Raw genomic sequence first — 15661 nt, forward strand, 5'->3', positions numbered from 1 at the left:
CGTCCGCGCGTAGCGTCCGGCGGATGAGTTCAACCGCAGCCCCCGCCGGCCGCATCCACATCGACGACCTGGCCGCGCCGCGGTTCTCGCCGCAGGCCCAGAGCATCATCGACGCGATGTCGGCGATGGCGGACCACTGCCCGTTGACCGCCGAGGCGCTGCACGAGCAGGCCACCGCGCAGACCGGTCTGACCGACTTCGGCGACCAGGACTACCGGGGGCGGATGTCGGTGCTGCTGCAGGCGTTTGAGGAGCTGCCGAACTTCACCTCGTTCGGTCGCACCTACGCGTTCTCGCTGATGCTGACGTTCCTCAAGGGCCGGCTCCGGGTGATCGATCACCTCAACCGGCACCCCGAGGTGTTCGACGTTCAGATCGCCGCGCCGTTGGTGATCGCCGGGCTGCCGCGCACCGGCACCACCCACCTGCACAGCATGCTGGCCGCCGATCCGGCGCTGCGCGCCCTGCCGTACTGGGAGGCCCAGGAGCCGCTGCCGCCGCCCGGCGAGGAGGGCACCAGCGCGGGTCGTCGGCAGCGCACCGGCGACGCGCTGAACATCTCGGCCACCCTGATGCCGTACTTCCAGCTGATGCACGAGATGACCATCGACCACATCCACGAGGACATCGGGCTGATGGTCCAGGACTTCGCCAGCGGGTTTTTCACCACCCTCACGCACCTGCCGCGCTGGAGCGATTACCTGCGCGATCACGACCAAACCCCGGGGTATCAGTTCCTGCGGATGATGTTGCAGGTGCTCAGCCACCAGGACGGCCGGTCGCGGCGCTGGGTGCTCAAGAGCCCGCAGCATCTGGAGCAGTTCGTGCCGATCATGAACGTCTTCCCCGACGCCACCATGATCGTCACCCACCGCGATCCGGTCGATGTGGCGGTGTCGATGGCGACGATGATGACCTACACCATGCGGATGAGCGTCGATCGGGTCGATGTCCCGACGGTCGCCGGGTACTGGATCGGCCGGATCGACGAGATGCTCTCGGCGTGCCTGCGCGACCACGACAAGCTGCCGGCCGACCGCACCATCGATGTGCGGTTCGATGAGTTCATGGCCGATGACCTGGCGATGGTGGCGCGGGTGTGGGACGTCGCCGGGTACTGTCCCGACGCCGAATCCCGCGCCGCGGTCGCCGATTACCTGGCCGGGCACACCCGGGGCCGGCTCGGCGCGGTGGACTACCGGCCGGCCGACCTGGGCCTGGATCGCGATGAGCTGCGCGCCCGGTTCGCCCCGTATGTCGAGCGTTTCGTTAATGTCTGAGTTTGGTCGACAGCCGAGTTTCGTCGGCACCCGAGTTTCGTTGACAGCCGAGGAGGAGCGCCGATGAGCCTGGTCGCCGGAGCCGGCCCGCACGGCCCGGAGCGGGCCGGGTGGTTCTCCGCCCCGGTGCCCGACAGGCTGGTCTACATCGAACCGCATCGCCGGCGGGTGCAGGCGGTGCGCGACGGCGTCGTGGTCATCGACACCGAGGCGGCCCTGCTGGCCCATCAGGCCGGCCGGCCGCTGAGCTTCCTGTTTCCCGCCGATGCGGTCGGCGACCTGCCCTCCGAGCCCGAACCCCTTGCCCCGGGCCATGTTCGGGTGCCCTGGGATGCCGTCGACGGGTGGCTGGAGGAGGGCCGGGCACTGGTGCACTACCCGCCCAATCCCTATCACCGGGTGGACTGCCGGCCGGGTGCCCGACGGCTGCGGGTGCGGCTGGCCGGTCAGACGCTGGTCGACTCCGCCGACACCGTGATCCTGTTCGAGACGTCGCTGCAGCCGCGGCTCTACGTCGCTCCGGAGCACATCCGGATGGACCTGCTGCGCCCGTCACCGACCACCAGCTACTGCAACTACAAGGGTTGGGCGAGCTACTGGTCGGCGGTCGTCGGCGACACCGTGGTCGAGGATGTGGCCTGGAGCTACCCGGACCCGCTGCCCGAAAGTTCGCCCATTGCCGGGCTTTTGAGCTTTGACGCCGAGCGCACCGAGCTGTTCGCCGAACTACCGTAACGCCGGGCGGGGCAGGCCGAGCAACTGCTGGGCGATCATGTTCCGGAACACCTCCAGGGTGCCGCCGTAGATGCCGGTCGGCCCGGCCAACCGGAAGACGTATTCGGCGGCGCCGTCGCCGGCGGCACCGGCGGTGCCCGCGGGCAGCAGCGCCGCCGGGCCGAGCAGGTCCATCAGTTCCGGCGCGACCTCGCGCATGGTCGCCGCGATCGCGACCCGGCCGCACATCTCCGAGCTGCTCATCGCCGCCTCGGTGCGCGCGGCGGCCCGGCCCAGCCGGTAGCCGACCGCACCGTCCTGCCCGGGTGCCGCGCCGCCGGGGTCCCGGCGTCCGACCACCGCGGCGGCCTCGTCGAGGGCCTCGCCGAGCAGCAGCACGTGCTCGGTCATGGTGGCCAGCTTCGACAGGCCGGCCGAATCACGTTCGAGCACGCCATGTTCGGCGGCCAGCGCCTCGCGCATCACCGCCCAGCCGCCGTCGACCTCGCCGATCCGGTTGCGGTCGGGCACCCGAACATCGCTGTAGTAGACGATGTTGGTGCGGTCCCCATCGACGGTGCGGATGCCCTGGATTTCGATTCCCGCAGTGTCCAGCGGCACCAGAAACATGGTCAGGTTTCGGTGCTTGGGCGCACTCGGGTCGGTGTTGGTCAGCAGGAAGACGAACCGGGCGTTGTGCGCGTTGGAGGTGAACATCTTGGCGCCGTTGATGATCCAGTCGCCTCCGTCGCGGACCGCGCGGGTCTTGCAGGTGGCGACGTCGGAGCCGCCCTCGGGTTCGGTGTAGCCCAGGCAGAGCCGGACCTCACCGGTCAGCACCGCGGGCAGCACCTCCTCGCGCAGGCCCGGTTCGGCGAACCGCTCAACCAGCCGCGCCACCATGGCGGTGGTGCCCCAGTGGAACCACGGGGTGCGGGCCCGACCGATCTCCAGCTCCCAGATCCGGCGGCGCACCGCGCTGAAGCCGCCGTCGCTCTCGGTGCGGTAGTCACCGGCCAGGTAGCCGGCCGCACCGAGGGCCAGGTGCACGCCCTCGTCGAAGTTCTCGCCGGTGATCCGGTCCCGCTCGATCACCTCGTCGGTGACCACCTCGGCCAGGAAGTCGCGCAGCTCACGCTGGAACGCGGCATCCTCCTCGGACAGCTCCACCGGCGAAAAATCCATGTGACAGTTTTACATACTTTTGTAATGTCTGCGATCAGTGCCCGATCTGCCAGTCGACGGCGGCGCGCTGCTGCTCCCAGAACGCGGCGAACCGGCCGCCGGCCGCCCGCAGTTCCTCGATCCCGCCGTCCTCGACGATCCGACCGTGCTCCAGGAACAGCACCCGGTCGGCGCCGCGGATGCTGGCCAGCCGGTGCGCCACGATGACCCGGGTGCGCGGCCGGGCGTCCCCGGTCAGCGCGGCGACGACGGCGGCCTCGTTCTCGGTGTCCAGCGCGCTGGTCGCCTCGTCGACCAGCAGCACCGGCGCGGACTTCAGCAGGGCGCGGGCGATGCCGACCCGCTGCCGCTCCCCGCCCGACAGGGCAGAACCGGCCTCCCCGACCGGGGCGCGGCGCCCGGCCGGCAGCCGGTCCACCAGCTCGTCGACGCGGGCCAGCCGGATCGCCTCGTCGAGCGCGTCGGCGTCCGCGTCCGGCGCACCGACCAGGATGTTCTCCTCGATGGTGCCGTCGAACAGGTAGGAGTGCTGGAAGACCATGCTGACCGCCGCGCGGCGGGCGGCGGGGTCGAGTCCGGCCAGGTCGACGCCGTCGAAGCGGACCCGGCCGCGGTCGGGTTGCTGCAGCCCGGCGATCAGCGCCAGGACGGTGCTCTTGCCCGAGCCGGACGGCCCGACGATGGCGGTGGTGCTGCCCGGCTCCAGGGTGAAGTGCAGGTCGTCGAGCAGCGCTTCGTCGTCGGCGTAACCGAACCCGACGCCGTCGAACTCGATCCGCGGCGGGGCCGCCGGAGCCGGCAGGATCCCGGTCCCCGCGGTCAGGGTGGGCGCGTCGAGCACCGCCTGGATGCGCCCCAGGGTGGCCCGGGTGGTGTCGATGGCCGGGGTCAGCTCGCTCAGCGCGGTGAACGGCTCCAGGTAGCGGACCAGCACCACGATCAGCGCGACGGCTTCCGCGGCGCCGAGCGTGCCGCGCACGGTCAGCACGGTGGCCACGCCCGCGAACAGGATCAGCGCCAGCTGGCTGGCCATGCTGAACAGCAGTTGGCCGGGGATCTGCATGCCGAGCAGCCGCACGGTGGCGCCGTGCTGGGCGTCCAGCGCGGCGCCGGCGTGGCTGCGGGCCGGGGCGACCCGGCGGGCGGCGCGCAGGGCCTGCTGGGTGCGGGCGAATTCGATGATGCGTTCGGTCAGTTCGGCGTTCCTCGCTCCGGCCAGCCGGTCGGCGCCTCGGCTGAGCCGAATCGAGGCCCACATCGCGGCGAGCAGCACCGCCACCCCGGCCAGGCCGGCCAGGCCCAGCGGCACCGAGATCACCAGCAGCCCGGCGGCGATCGCCACGGGCAGCAGGATCGCCCCGATCAGCGGGCCGAGCAGGTAGACCATCAGGCCGACGAGTTCGGGGCCGGTGGCGGCGATGGCCTGCCGGGTGGTGGCGGTGTGGTCGGCGTCGAACCACCGCAGCCGGACCTCGGGAAGCCGTTCGGCCAGGTCGCGCTGACTGTGTTCGAGCAGCCCGAAGCCGAGGCGGAAGCCGATCCGGGCGGCGGCGCCGTCGACCAGCCAGCCGGCCACCGTCGCGGCGGTCAGCCAGCCCAGCCAGGGCAGTGCTCCGCGGGGGTCGGGGCCGAACAGCGCGGCGACCAGCGGCACCAGCAGCACGGTGGCGGCCGCGCGCAGCAGCACCGACAGCAGGTTCGCCGCGGTGTAGCCGGCGGTTGCCCGGCGGCTGCCCGGCGGCAGCAGGGCGAGCAGGGTGCGGATCACGGCTGGCTCCTTGCGGCGGTGCTGGCGATGCCGGCGGCGCGCCCAGATTCCCACAGCGCGCGGTACCGGCCGTCGGCGTGGAAAAGTTGTTCGTGGGTTCCGGTTTCGACGATCGCGCCGCCGTCCAGGACGACGATCTGATCGGCCCCGGTGATGGTGTGCAGCCGGTGCGCGATGACCAGCACGGTGCGGTCGCGGGCGAGCTGGTTCAGCGCCTGCTGCACCAGGTATTCCGATTCCGGGTCGGCGAAGGCGGTTGCCTCGTCGAGGATCAGGATCGGGGTGTCGGCCAGGATCGCCCGGGCGATGGTCAGCCGCTGGCGTTCGCCGCCGGACAGCGCGGCATCGGGCCCGAGCACGGTGTCGTACCCGTTCGGCAGCGCCATGATCCGGTCGTGGATCTGGGCGGCGCGGGCGGCCTCCCGGATCCGTTGCGGGTCGGCGTCCGGGTCGGCCAGCGCGATGTTGTCCGCAACGCTGCCGTGCACCAGTTGGGTCTCCTGCAGCACAAACCCGACCCGGCGGTACAGCTCGTCGGCCGGCAGGTCGCGGATGTCGGTGCCGCCGATCCGGATCGCACCGCCCTGCACGTCGTGGAACCGGGCCAGCAGCGCCGCCAGGGTGGACTTGCCGGAGCCGGACGGCCCGACCAGCGCGGTGACGGTGCCCGGCCGCAGCGTGAGGCTCACCTCGCGGATGACCGGCACGTCCGGCCGGTAGCCGAACGTCACGCCGTCGAACACCACCGCGCCGTTGTGCTCGGCGCGCTGGCGGCCGGGGCCCGCCGGGGCGGTGAGTTCGGTTTCCTCCAGGGTGTTCTGGATCCGGCGGGCGGCCTCCCGGCCCCCGGCGATGCCGCCGAGCCCGTAGCCGATGCCGAGCAGCCGTGCCCCGAAGGTGGTGCCCAGGAACAGGAACGGCAGCAGGTCGACCGGGTCCATCCGGTCGGCGAGGATCAGCGCGGTGCCCACCGCGACGATCAGCCAGAGGAACGTCGACGGCCGGGTGATCAGGTCCATCAGGGTCTTCTTCCCGACGAACGGGCGCTGCCAGTTGACCAGGAAGCCCAGGTATTCGTCGAGCTTGCGGCGGAATCCCGAGGCCGCGGCGCCGCCGAAGATCCGCACCACCGGCTGGCCGTCCAGGTATCCGCCGGCCGCGCCGGTCATCCGCTCGGTCCAGCGTTGCGAGGCCAGCACCTTCGGCCCGGACTGCGCGGACATGCTGATCATCACGATCACGTAGAGCAGCACCGGTATCAGCAGCACCAGCGCCAGCCGCCAGTCCACCACGAACAGGTAGACCAGCACCGCGACCGGGGCGAGCACGGCGTTGACGGCGTCCGGGATGGCGTGGGTGACCAGATAGTGCAGCGTCATCGGGTCGTCCTGCACGAGCTGTTTGACGGTGCCCGAGCCCCGGTCGGTGAACCAGCCGAGCGGCAGGCGCGACATCTTGTCCAGCAGCCGGCTGCGCAGTTCGCGGGCGAATCGGGCGTCGACGAAGTGCAGCCAGAGGGTCAGCCCCGCGCCGAGCAGGGTGCCGGTGCCCAGCAGCGCGCCGGCCCAGAAGCCCACCGTCTTGAGCCGGTCCGGGTCGGCGCCGGCCAGCAGCAGCCGGGCCAGCTCCACCAGCAGCAGGTACGGCGCCAGTTGCAGCAGCGTCACCAGCGCCTGCAGCACCCCGGACACCACCAGCGGGGTGCGCAGCGGGCGCAGCAGCCGGCCCGCACCCTGGGCGCGCCAGTTGCCGCGCGGCTCGCCGGTCCGGGCCGGGGCGGCGTCGGCCGTCGGCACCCGCGCGGCGGTCGGTACGGCGTTCGGTACGGCGGCGGGCGCGGCGGCGGGCGCGGCGGCGGGCACGGTGGCCTGCGCGGGGGCCGGCTCGTCGCGGTTGGGCCCGCGCCGGGTGCCCATCGCCCGGCCGTGGGTCCAGTACGCCTGCGCGTGCAGCTCCGATTTGGGGAAGCCGAACTCGCCGCGCAGCCGGGTCCGCAACTGCTTGAGCGAACCCGCCTCGCAGCCGACCCAGGCGTACCAGTTCGACCAGTCCCGGGCGTCCAGGGCGGCCGCCAGCGAGCCGGTGTCGACTCGCGGCACCCGGTGCAGCCGCAGCCGCGGATGCTCGACGATGGGGATGAGCGCATCGTCGGCGTGGTGCTGTTCGAGGTAGCACTCGATCGGCACCTCGGCCGGCAGCACGGCCAGGATTGCGTTGATCGCCGGGGTGGCGGCGGCGTCGCCGATCAGCAGGTAGCCCGCCGGGGGCTCCTCGGACAGCCGGAATCCGGCCGACCCCATCGACATCACCGCGATCCGGTCGCCGGCCGCGGCGTCGCGGCCCCAGCGGGTCGCCGGGCCGGCCGGCTCGTGCAACACCATGTCGATGGCGAAGGTGCCCGCGTCGGGGTCGGCCTCGGAAAGGGTGTAGGCGCGCTGGAACTCGGCATCGCCGCCGTCGGGGTCGGGGAACCAGAACCGCAGCCAGGACGTCGGTTCGGCGGTGGCGTCCTCGAATACGGTCGGGCTGGTCATCCGGATCCGCAGGAAGTTCGGCGCGAGCTGCTGGGTACCGGTGACGGTGACGGTGTGGTCCCGCGCCCCGAAGCCGCGCAGCAACGCCCCCTGCAGTCCGCGTGCCATCGCCGGTCCTTCCGTTCGACCGCACGTCGCGGCGGCCGTCGCCACGCGGTCGCCATAAGGTTAGCCTTACTTTGGCCGAGTCGGTGACGGCCCCGGGGCGCATCGGAGGATCGCCGCGGTCGCCCCGCCCGGTTCGGGGCGCGGTCAGTATCTTCGTCAGTGCCATCTTCGTCGGTGCCGCTGCTTCGGCGGCCCGATCGGGCGGCCGAGTCGGAAAGGCGGGCGCAGCGATGCCGGAGCGGATGCTGTGCCTGGGCGAGGGCCTGATCGACATCGTCACTGGGCCCACATCGTCCTCCGAGCGGGTCGGCGGCAGCCTGCTCAATGTCGCCGTCGGGATCGCCAGGCTGGGCCGACCGGCCAGCCTGTGCGCGCACTGGGCCATCGACCCGCGCGGCCGGATGCTCGGCGAGTGGGCCCGGCTCGCCGGCGTCGACCTCATCCCGGGCACCGAGTCCGCGCCCCGCACCCCGGTGGCCTACGCCCGGATCGACGACGAGGGCCGCGCCAGCTATGAGTTCGACCTCGCCTGGGCGGTTCCGCAGCCGCCGGATCTGGCCGGTTTCGGGCATCTGCACACCGGCAGCCTGGCGGTCACCCTGGAGCCCGGCGGCAGCACCGTGCAGGCGCTGACCAGCCGGATGCGCGGGCACGGCACGGTGTCCTACGACCCGAACATCCGGCCGGCGGTGATGCGCAAGCCCGCGGCCGTCCTCGAGCGGGTCGAGCGGTTGGTGCGGATGTCCGACGTGGTCAAGGCCAGCGACGAGGACCTGCGCTGGCTGTATCCGGGCACCCCGGTCGCAGACGTGCTGCGCCGCTGGCTGGCCACCGGGCCGTCGATGCTGGTGCTCACCCGCGGCCCGGCCGGCGCCGATGCGCTGCTGGCCGGCAACCGGGACATGCTGCACCTGGACCCGATCCGGGTCACCGTCGCCGACACCGTCGGGGCCGGGGACTCGTTCATGGCCGGGCTGCTGACCGGGCTGTGCGACGCCGGCCTGCTGGGCTCACCGCGGGCCCGCGAACGGTTGGCCGCGGCCGACTGGCCGGATGTGCAGCCCGCGCTGCACCGCGCGGTGATCAGCGCCGCGCTGACCGTCGGCCACTCCGGCGCGTACCCGCCGACCATGGCCGAGGTAGAGGCGATCCGGGCCACCGACCCGCTGCTGCGGGACTGACCCGCCCGGTTGCGGCCGGCGAGGGCGACGGTTCAGCCGCCGCGCTGGATGCGCGCCAGCGCCGCCCGGATGCGGTCCGGGATCGGGACCGCCCGCCGGGTCACCCGGTCCACGAACACGTGCACGAAATAGCCTTCGGCGGAGGGTGTTTCGGTCTCGGCGGCGAAGATGCCGATGCCGTAGCGGACCGACCGGGTCGACAGCCGGTCCACCCGCAGGCCCGCACGCAATTGCTGCGGGTAGGCCAGCGGCGCCCGATAGCTGCAGTTGGATTCGACCACCAGCCCGATCACCGGCGCGGTCTCGATGTCCAACCCGCCCTCGGTGATCAGGAAATGGTTGGCGACGGTGTCGAAGTAGCTGTAGTAGGTGACGTTGTTGACGTGCCCGTAGACGTCGTTGTCCATCCACCGGGTGGTGATCGGCAGGAAGTACCCGTAGTCACCCGCGGTCGCGGGCTCTTGGGGGGTGGCGGGATCTGGGGGACTCACGGTGCTCACCAGTATCGCAGTGCCGCACCGAAGAAGCCGGCCAGATCGTCGCGGTCGATGTCCCGCGGCGCGTTCTGCAACAACCGCTGCTGCGGCCAACTGCCGTCGACCAGTGCGGCGCAATCGGTTTCGCGGTAGCCGAGCCCGGTCAGTCCGTTGGGCAGCTCCAGGGCGCGGATGATCCGGACCAGCTCGGCGGCCAGCACCTCCCCGGCATCCTCGGCCCCGGCGTCCGGGTCGCCGCGGCCGGCGAGCAGCCCGGCGGCCGCCAGGTGCCGGGCCGGATCGGTGTCGGCCAGCGCCCGGAACACCGCGGGCGCATTGACGATGACGGCCATCCCGTGCGGCACCATCGGTGCGCTGCCCGGGTAGTCGGCCGGGTGGAAGTCCCGGACCAGACCGGCCACCGCGTAGGCCATCGCGTGCGGGACATGCACCCCGGCGTTGCCGAACGCGATACCGGCCAGCGTCGCGGCCCACATGGTCTGTTCGCGCGCCCGCCGGTCGGAGCCGTCGGCGACCGCGCGCTGCAGGTACCGGCCGAGCAGCCGCAGTGCCTCCCGGGCGCCGAAGTCGCTCCACGGGTTCGCACCCTGGCTGGCCGGCCGTCGCTCCGGCGGCCCGGTCACCGGGCGGCGGGTGTAGGGCCGGGCGGTGTAGGACTCCAGGGCGTGCGAGAGCACGTCGAGTCCGCTGCAGGCAACCACCGTGGACGGCAGGGTGTCGGTGGCGTCCGGATCGATCAGCGCCTCGGTGGGCCGCAGTGCGGGGTTGGCGATACCGGTTTTGGCGGCCATCGACAGCAGGTCGAACACCGCGATGCCGGTCACCTCGCTGCCGGTGCCCGAGGTGGTCGGGCAGGCGATGTGCGGGGCCAGCGGGCCGGGTACCGCGCGACCCTCCCCCACCGGCGCGTTCACATAGGCCAGCAGGTCGGCCGGGTGGCTGGCGTAGAGGTTGGCGGCCTTGGCGGTGTCGATGACCGATCCGCCGCCGACCGACACGTAGCCGTCGGGCCGCGCCGCGGTGGCGAAGGCAACCGCATCGGCGAAGGACGCATCGGTGGGCTCCACCCGCACGTCGGTGTATTCCACGACGTCGAGCCCGGCGGCGCGCAGCGAGGCGCGCGCCGCGGCGAAGATCGGCAGCCCGGCGACCGTCGGATCACCGAACAGCGCCACCCGGGACAGACCGTGGCCGCGGGCCCGCGGGCCGAGCTCGGCGATGCAGCCGCGGCCGAAGGTGATCCGGGACGCGTCGACGGTGAACGCGGTGTCCCCCGCCGCGGCCGGGGAGTCCAGGTGACAGCAGCTCATCACCGGCCACCCAGGATGCCGGCGTCGTGCAGCCGGCCCAGTTCGGCGGCGTCCAGTCCGAGCACCTCGGCGAGCACCTCATCGGTGTGGTGTCCGAGCCCGACCGCGGCGGTCGACGGGCCGTACTCCCCCGATGCCCGCAGCGGACCGCGGGCCGAGAGCACCGGCCCGATGCCGGGCTGGTCGACCTCGGTGATCACCGCGGCCCGTCCCACCTCGACGTCGGCGACCACGTCGCTGAGCGTGCGGTACCGGCTCCACAGCACCCCGGCCGCGGTCAGCCCCTCGGCGACCTCGGCGCCGCTGCGCGCCGCGAACCACGGCCGCATCAGCGCGGCGAGCACCTCCCGGTGGGCGTAGCGCTGCGCCTCGTCGGCGAAGTCCGCCGCCAGCGCCGCGCCGACGGCGGCCACCGCGTCGGCGACCCCGGTGGCGGCGCACAGCGCCTGCCACTGCCGACCGGTCAGCGCGACGACCATCACCCGATCGCCGTCGGCCGCAACGAAGTCCACCCCGAAGGTCCCGTACATGTAGTTGCCGTGCCGCGGCCGGTCGCCCTGCTCGCGGGCCTCGGTCAGCCAGCCCATGTTGGCCACCCCGGCCAGGGCGACGTCGGCCAGCGCCAGCGCCAGGTCCGCGCCCTCGCCGGTGCGGTCGCGGTGCCGCAGCGCGGCCAGCAGGCCGGTGGTCGCGGTCATCCCGGCGATCAGGTCCCAGGCCGGCAGGACGTGGTTGACCGGGGTGTCGGTGTCGGCCGGCCCGGTCAGCGCGGTGATGCCGACCTCGGTGTTGACCGTGTAGTCGACCGCGGGTCCGCCGTCGGACTTCCCGCCGATGTGCATCCGGATGACGTCGGCGCGGCGCTGGGCCAGCGCGGGATAACTCAGCCACTCCCGGCCCACCGCGTTGTCGACGACGATGCCGGCGTCCGGTCCGGGCGCGGTGGCCAGCGCCAGCACCAGCTCCCTGCCCTGCGGTTCGCGCAGGTTGAGCTCCACCGAGCGTTTGCCGCGGTTGAGCGCCGACCAGTACAGGCTGGCGCCGGTTTCACGGGAAACCGGCCAGCGGTGGAAGTCGGCGGCCCCGCCGATCGGGTCGATCCGGATCACGTCGGCGCCCAGCTGGGCCAGGGTCATGCCCGCGGACGGGCCGGCGACGAAGCTGGCGAACTCAACGATCCGAAGGCCGGCCAGCGGTCGGGTGCTCATCGGGCCACGGTATCGCCCGGCTCAGATCCGGTTGCGGGCAATCAGCTGGGCGGCGATGACGTTGCGCTGAATCTCGTTGGTGCCCTCGCCGACGATCATCAGCGGGGCGTCGCGAAAGTACCGTTCCACGTCGTACTCGCGGGAGTAGCCGTAACCGCCGTGCACCCGGATCGCGTCCAGCGCGATCGCCATCGCGGCCTCCGAGGCGAACAGCTTGGCCATCCCGGCCTCCATGTCGGCGCGCTCCCCGCGGTCCAGCTTGGCCGCCGCGTCCAGGGTCAGCAGCCGGGCCGCCTGTTGCTTGGTGGCCATGTCCGCCAACAGGTTTCCCACCGACTGGTGCCGCCAGATCGGCTTGCCGAAGGATTCCCGCTGCTGGGCGTAGCGCACCGCGTCGTCCAGGGCGGCCTGCCCGACGCCCAGCGCCCGGGCCGCGACCTGGATGCGGCCCACCTCCAGGCCGCGCATCATCTGGGCCCAGCCGCGGTTGGCCTGCCCGCCCAGGATCGCCGCGTCGCCGACCCGGCAGCCGTCGAACAGCACCTCGCAGGCCTCCACGCCGCGGTAGCCGAGCTTGGGCAGCTTGCCGGAGACCCGCAGGCCGTCGCCGGGTTCCACCAGCAGCACGCTCATGCCGGCGTGCGCGGGCTGGGCGTCGCGGTCGGTGCGGCACAGCAGACCGAACAGCCCGGCGTGCCCGGCGTTGGAAATCCAGGTCTTGGCCCCGTCGATCACCCACTCGCCGGCTCCGGTCGGGACGGCGACGGTGCGCATGGCCTGCAGGTCCGAGCCCCCGCCCGGCTCGGTCAGCGCCATCGTCGCGCGGATCGAGCCGTCGGCCATCCCCGGCAGGTAGCGGTCGCGCTGCTCGGGGGTGCCGTAGCGGCGGATCAGGTAACTGATCACCGAGTGGCCGCCGATCGCCCCGGCCAGGCTCATCCAGCCGCGGGCCAACTCCTCGGTGACCCGGGCGAAGCAGGTGGTGCTGACGTCCACGCCGCCGTACTCGGCGGGCACCAGCAGCCCGAAGAAGCCCAGCGCCTTCATCTCCTCGATGAAGTCGTGCGGATAGATGTCGTCGGCCTCGAACTCCCGGACGTGCGGGCGCACCCGCCGGTCGACGAAGTCGGCGACCAGCTCCACCAACTCCTGCTCGTCGCTGCTGTGCTGCCGTTGCCCGCCGTCGTGGCCCATGTCCGAACACCTTTCCGTGCGCAGTAGCTTGAATTGTGCTCGACCGACCAGAACCAGGGAGACAGACATGAGCGAGCCGCTGCTGGCCGGCAAGACCGCCGTCATCACCGGAGCCGCGCAGGGGATCGGCTTCGCGATCGCCAAGCGGTTCATCGACGAGGGCGCCCGGGTGGTCGTCGGCGACATCGATGGGGCGCACGCCGCGGCCGCCGCCGCCGAACTCGGCGGGGCCGGTGTCGCCGTCGGGGTGCGCTGCAACGTCACCGAGTCCGCCGACGTCGAGGCGCTGCTTGCCGCGGCCGCCGAGCATTTCGGCCCGGTCCAGGTGATGGTCAACAACGCCGGCATCACCCGCGACGCCACCATGCGCAAAATGACCGAGGAGATGTTCGACGCCGTCATCGCGGTGCACCTGAAGGGCACCTGGAACGGCACCCGGCTGGCCGGCGCGGTGATGCGGGAGAACGGCGGCGGCACCATCGTCAACATGTCGTCGCTGTCCGGGAAGATCGGGCTGGCCGGCCAGACCAACTATTCGGCGGCCAAGGCGGGCATCGTCGGGCTGTCCAAGGCCGCGGCCAAGGAACTCGCGCACCTCGGGGTGCGGGTGAACGCGATCCAGCCCGGGCTGATCCGCACCGCGATGACCGAGGCCATGCCCGAGCGGATCTGGGCGCAGAAGATGGCCGAGATCCCGATGGGCCGCGCCGGTGAGGTCGACGAGATCGCCAAGGTCGCCCTGTTTCTCGCCTCGGACCTGTCGTCGTACATGACCGGGACGGTGCTCGAGGTGACCGGCGGCCGGTTCATGTGAGCACCGCGGTCCCGGTCATCGCGCTGACGGGCTACCTCGGCGCCGGTAAGACCACCCTGCTCAATCACGTGCTGCGACGCCCGGATGCGCGAATCGGCCTGGTGATCAATGACTTCGGCGAGATCAACGTCGACGCCGGGCTGGTCACCGGGCAGATCGACGAGCCCGCGTCGATCGCCGGCGGCTGCATCTGCTGCCTGCCCGACGACGGCGGTCTCGACGTCGCCCTGGCGAAGCTGGCCGATCCGCGGTTGCAACTGGACGCCATCATCGTCGAGGCCAGCGGCGTCGCCGAGCCGGCCGCGCTGGCCCGGATCATCCGGTTCTCCGGGGTGGACAACGTCCGCTCCGGAGGGGTCCTCGACGTCGTCGACGCGGTCAACCACTTCAGCACGGTGGACACCGAAACCCTGCCGCCGGCACGCTATTCGGCGGCCTCGCTGGTGGTGGTCAACAAGCTCGATCAGCTGCCCGAGGCCGACCGCGCCGCCGTGCTGGACCGGGTGCGCGAGCGGGTGCGGGCAGCCAATCCGGACGCCCAGGTCATCGGCACCTCCGGCGGCCGGATCGACCCGGGCCTGCTCTACGACATCGCCGGCACCGCGGAGCAGACCGGGCAGCTGTCGCTGCGCGATCTGCTCGTCGAACAGCCCGAGCCGGGCCGGCCCCACGACCACCCGCACGCCGATTCGGTCAGCGTGCTCGGCGAGGGCTGCGCGGACCCGGCCGCGGTGTTCGACCTGTGTGAGCACCCGCCGCGCGGGGTGTACCGGATCAAGGGCACCTTCGCGGTCCGGTACCGCTCCGGCGTGCGCAGCTACGTCGTCAATGTGGTCGGCGCGGCCGTGCACATCGCGGCGGCGCCGTCCCCGACCCCCGACCCGGCGCTGGTCGCCATCGGGATGGATCTGGACGTCGAGGATGTCCGCGCCCGGCTGCGCGCCGCGCTGGCCCCGGTGCCCGGCGCGGCCCCCGCGGCCGGCGTCAAACGATTGCAGCGCTACCGCAGGCTGAGCATCTGAGCACCGTTCCGGGCGGCGCGGCGGCCTGTGGCACTGCTCACCCCAAGCCGGTCGAGGTGATGAGGTTCTCTGTAGGCTGGCCCTCGTCCGATCGCCGCGCGTAAGGGGACCCCATGGATGCATCGCCGACCAAGGTCGATCCCCCCGCGCCGAAAACCGCGATGGACGAGGTCCTGTCCCGGGCGAGCATCTTCCAGGGCGTCGACGCCGACGCCGTCACCGCGCTGGCCGCGCAGCTGCAGCCGGTGTCGTTTCCGCGCGCGCACCGGGTGTTCCGCGAGGGCGAGCCCGGCGACCGGCTGTACATCATCGCCTCCGGCACGGTGAAGATCGGCCGCGCCGCCCCCGACGGCCGGGAGAGCCTGCTCGCGCTGCTGGGCCCGGCGGACATCTTCGGCGAGCTGGCCATCTTCGACCCGGGTCCGCGCACCTCCACGGTCACCACCCTGACCCCGGTGGAGGCGGTCAGCATGGACCGCGAGGCGCTGCACAGCTGGATCGTCGGCCGCCCGGAGATCGCCGAGCAGCTGCTGCGGGTGCTGGCCCGCCGGCTGCGCCGCACCAACAATGCGCTGTGCGACCTGATCTTCACCGACGTGCCCGGCCGGGTCGCCAAGCAGCTGCTCGACCTGGCCAACCGGTTCGGTTCCCCCGACGACGGCGCGATGCGCATCGACCTGACGCTGACCCAGAACGAACTCGCCCAGCTGGTCGGCTCCTCCCGGGAGACGATCAACAAGGCGCTGTCGGACTTCGCCCAGCGGGGCTGGATCCGCCAGCAGGGCCGCGCGACCTGGATCACCGATCCGGCCAAGCTGGCCCGCCGCGCCCGGATGTAGCCCGGCT

Annotated in this window: 13 protein-coding genes; 6 read left to right on the forward strand and 7 right to left on the reverse strand. The window is 72.4% G+C overall.

The annotated features are described in order from the left end of the window. Positions 1-23: 23 nt before the first annotated feature. Together G6N10_RS13145 and G6N10_RS13150 are read left to right on the forward strand one after the other, a co-directional pair. The gene (locus G6N10_RS13145; RefSeq protein WP_085093087.1) at positions 24-1280 is read left to right on the forward strand and encodes a sulfotransferase family protein; all 1257 of its coding nucleotides are present in this window, start codon (positions 24-26) and stop codon (positions 1278-1280) included. Between the two features lie 63 nt (positions 1281-1343). Further along, the gene (locus tag G6N10_RS13150; protein ID WP_085093085.1) at positions 1344-2015 is read left to right on the forward strand and encodes a DUF427 domain-containing protein; all 672 of its coding nucleotides are present in this window, start codon (positions 1344-1346) and stop codon (positions 2013-2015) included. Here G6N10_RS13150 and G6N10_RS13155 read toward each other — a convergent pair. Genes G6N10_RS13155 through G6N10_RS13165 form a run of 3 tightly spaced genes read right to left on the reverse strand, consistent with a single transcriptional unit; the run spans position 2007 to position 7589 of the window. Beyond that, positions 2007-3179: an acyl-CoA dehydrogenase family protein gene (locus tag G6N10_RS13155; protein ID WP_085093083.1), complete on the reverse strand. Its 1173-nt coding sequence runs from the start codon at positions 3177-3179 to the stop codon at positions 2007-2009. The two genes, G6N10_RS13150 and G6N10_RS13155, sit on opposite strands and share 9 nt — an antisense overlap. Positions 3180-3213: 34 nt before the next feature. Continuing rightward, complete coding sequence (locus tag G6N10_RS13160; RefSeq protein WP_085093171.1) at positions 3214-4947, reverse strand: ABC transporter ATP-binding protein; 1734 nt, start codon at positions 4945-4947, stop codon at positions 3214-3216. Further along, on the reverse strand, positions 4944-7589 hold the full coding sequence (locus G6N10_RS13165; RefSeq protein ID WP_085093081.1) for an ABC transporter ATP-binding protein/permease: 2646 nt from the start codon (positions 7587-7589) through the stop codon (positions 4944-4946). Before G6N10_RS13165 ends, G6N10_RS13160 begins: the two co-directional genes overlap by 4 nt. Positions 7590-7819: 230 nt before the next feature. On the opposite strand from G6N10_RS13165, the gene G6N10_RS13170 reads away from it, so the two are divergent. Continuing rightward, positions 7820-8770, forward strand: coding sequence for a PfkB family carbohydrate kinase (locus tag G6N10_RS13170; protein WP_085093079.1), 951 nt, complete (start codon positions 7820-7822; stop codon positions 8768-8770). A 32-nt stretch (positions 8771-8802) separates the two neighbouring features. On the opposite strand, the gene G6N10_RS13175 is transcribed toward G6N10_RS13170, so the two are convergent. The 4 genes from G6N10_RS13175 to G6N10_RS13190 form a co-directional block, all read right to left on the reverse strand. Continuing rightward, entirely contained in the window at positions 8803-9177 is a 375-nt protein-coding gene (locus G6N10_RS13175) for an acyl-CoA thioesterase (RefSeq protein ID WP_085093169.1), read from the reverse strand. 89 nt (positions 9178-9266) lie between these two features. Then, positions 9267-10577 (reverse strand): hydroxyacid-oxoacid transhydrogenase, encoded by a 1311-nt coding sequence (locus tag G6N10_RS13180; protein WP_085093077.1) that lies wholly within the window; start codon positions 10575-10577, stop codon positions 9267-9269. Further along, positions 10577-11785 carry a CoA transferase gene (locus G6N10_RS13185; RefSeq protein WP_085093075.1) on the reverse strand — a complete coding sequence of 403 codons (1209 nt, stop codon included), beginning with the start codon at positions 11783-11785 and terminating at the stop codon, positions 10577-10579. Before G6N10_RS13185 ends, G6N10_RS13180 begins: the two co-directional genes overlap by 1 nt. Positions 11786-11806: 21 nt before the next feature. Further along, on the reverse strand, positions 11807-12979 hold the full coding sequence (locus G6N10_RS13190; protein ID WP_085093073.1) for an acyl-CoA dehydrogenase family protein: 1173 nt from the start codon (positions 12977-12979) through the stop codon (positions 11807-11809). 67 nt (positions 12980-13046) lie between these two features. Between G6N10_RS13190 and fabG the strand changes: the two genes are divergently transcribed. From fabG to G6N10_RS13205, 3 genes are all read left to right on the forward strand, one after another. Continuing rightward, complete coding sequence (gene fabG / locus G6N10_RS13195; protein WP_085093071.1) at positions 13047-13793, forward strand: 3-oxoacyl-ACP reductase FabG; 747 nt, start codon at positions 13047-13049, stop codon at positions 13791-13793. Continuing rightward, complete coding sequence (locus G6N10_RS13200; RefSeq protein WP_085093069.1) at positions 13790-14815, forward strand: CobW family GTP-binding protein; 1026 nt, start codon at positions 13790-13792, stop codon at positions 14813-14815. The genes fabG and G6N10_RS13200 overlap by 4 nt, the downstream gene beginning before the upstream one ends. Before the next feature lie 161 nt (positions 14816-14976). Next, positions 14977-15654, forward strand: coding sequence for a Crp/Fnr family transcriptional regulator (locus G6N10_RS13205; protein ID WP_085093167.1), 678 nt, complete (start codon positions 14977-14979; stop codon positions 15652-15654). Positions 15655-15661: the final 7 nt, after the last annotated feature.

This window comes from Mycolicibacterium fallax, from assembly GCF_010726955.1.
GTDB classification, from domain to species: Bacteria; Actinomycetota; Actinomycetes; order Mycobacteriales; family Mycobacteriaceae; genus Mycobacterium; species Mycobacterium fallax.

Bases quoted from the DNA above. Each gene is read 5' to 3' on its own strand.
- G6N10_RS13145 (WP_085093087.1), top strand. From the start codon at position 24: ATGAGTTCAACCGCAGCCCCCGCCGGCCGCATCCACATCGACGACCTG.
- G6N10_RS13150 (WP_085093085.1), top strand. From the start codon at position 1,344: ATGAGCCTGGTCGCCGGAGCCGGCCCGCACGGCCCGGAGCGGGCCGGG.
- G6N10_RS13155 (WP_085093083.1), bottom strand. From the start codon at position 3,179: ATGGATTTTTCGCCGGTGGAGCTGTCCGAGGAGGATGCCGCGTTCCAG.
- G6N10_RS13165 (WP_085093081.1), bottom strand. From the start codon at position 7,589: ATGGCACGCGGACTGCAGGGGGCGTTGCTGCGCGGCTTCGGGGCGCGG.
- G6N10_RS13170 (WP_085093079.1), top strand. From the start codon at position 7,820: ATGCCGGAGCGGATGCTGTGCCTGGGCGAGGGCCTGATCGACATCGTC.
- G6N10_RS13175 (WP_085093169.1), bottom strand. From the start codon at position 9,177: ATGGACAACGACGTCTACGGGCACGTCAACAACGTCACCTACTACAGC.
- G6N10_RS13180 (WP_085093077.1), bottom strand. From the start codon at position 10,577: ATGAGCTGCTGTCACCTGGACTCCCCGGCCGCGGCGGGGGACACCGCG.
- G6N10_RS13185 (WP_085093075.1), bottom strand. From the start codon at position 11,785: ATGAGCACCCGACCGCTGGCCGGCCTTCGGATCGTTGAGTTCGCCAGC.
- G6N10_RS13190 (WP_085093073.1), bottom strand. From the start codon at position 12,979: ATGGGCCACGACGGCGGGCAACGGCAGCACAGCAGCGACGAGCAGGAG.
- fabG (WP_085093071.1), top strand. From the start codon at position 13,047: ATGAGCGAGCCGCTGCTGGCCGGCAAGACCGCCGTCATCACCGGAGCC.
- G6N10_RS13205 (WP_085093167.1), top strand. From the start codon at position 14,977: ATGGACGAGGTCCTGTCCCGGGCGAGCATCTTCCAGGGCGTCGACGCC.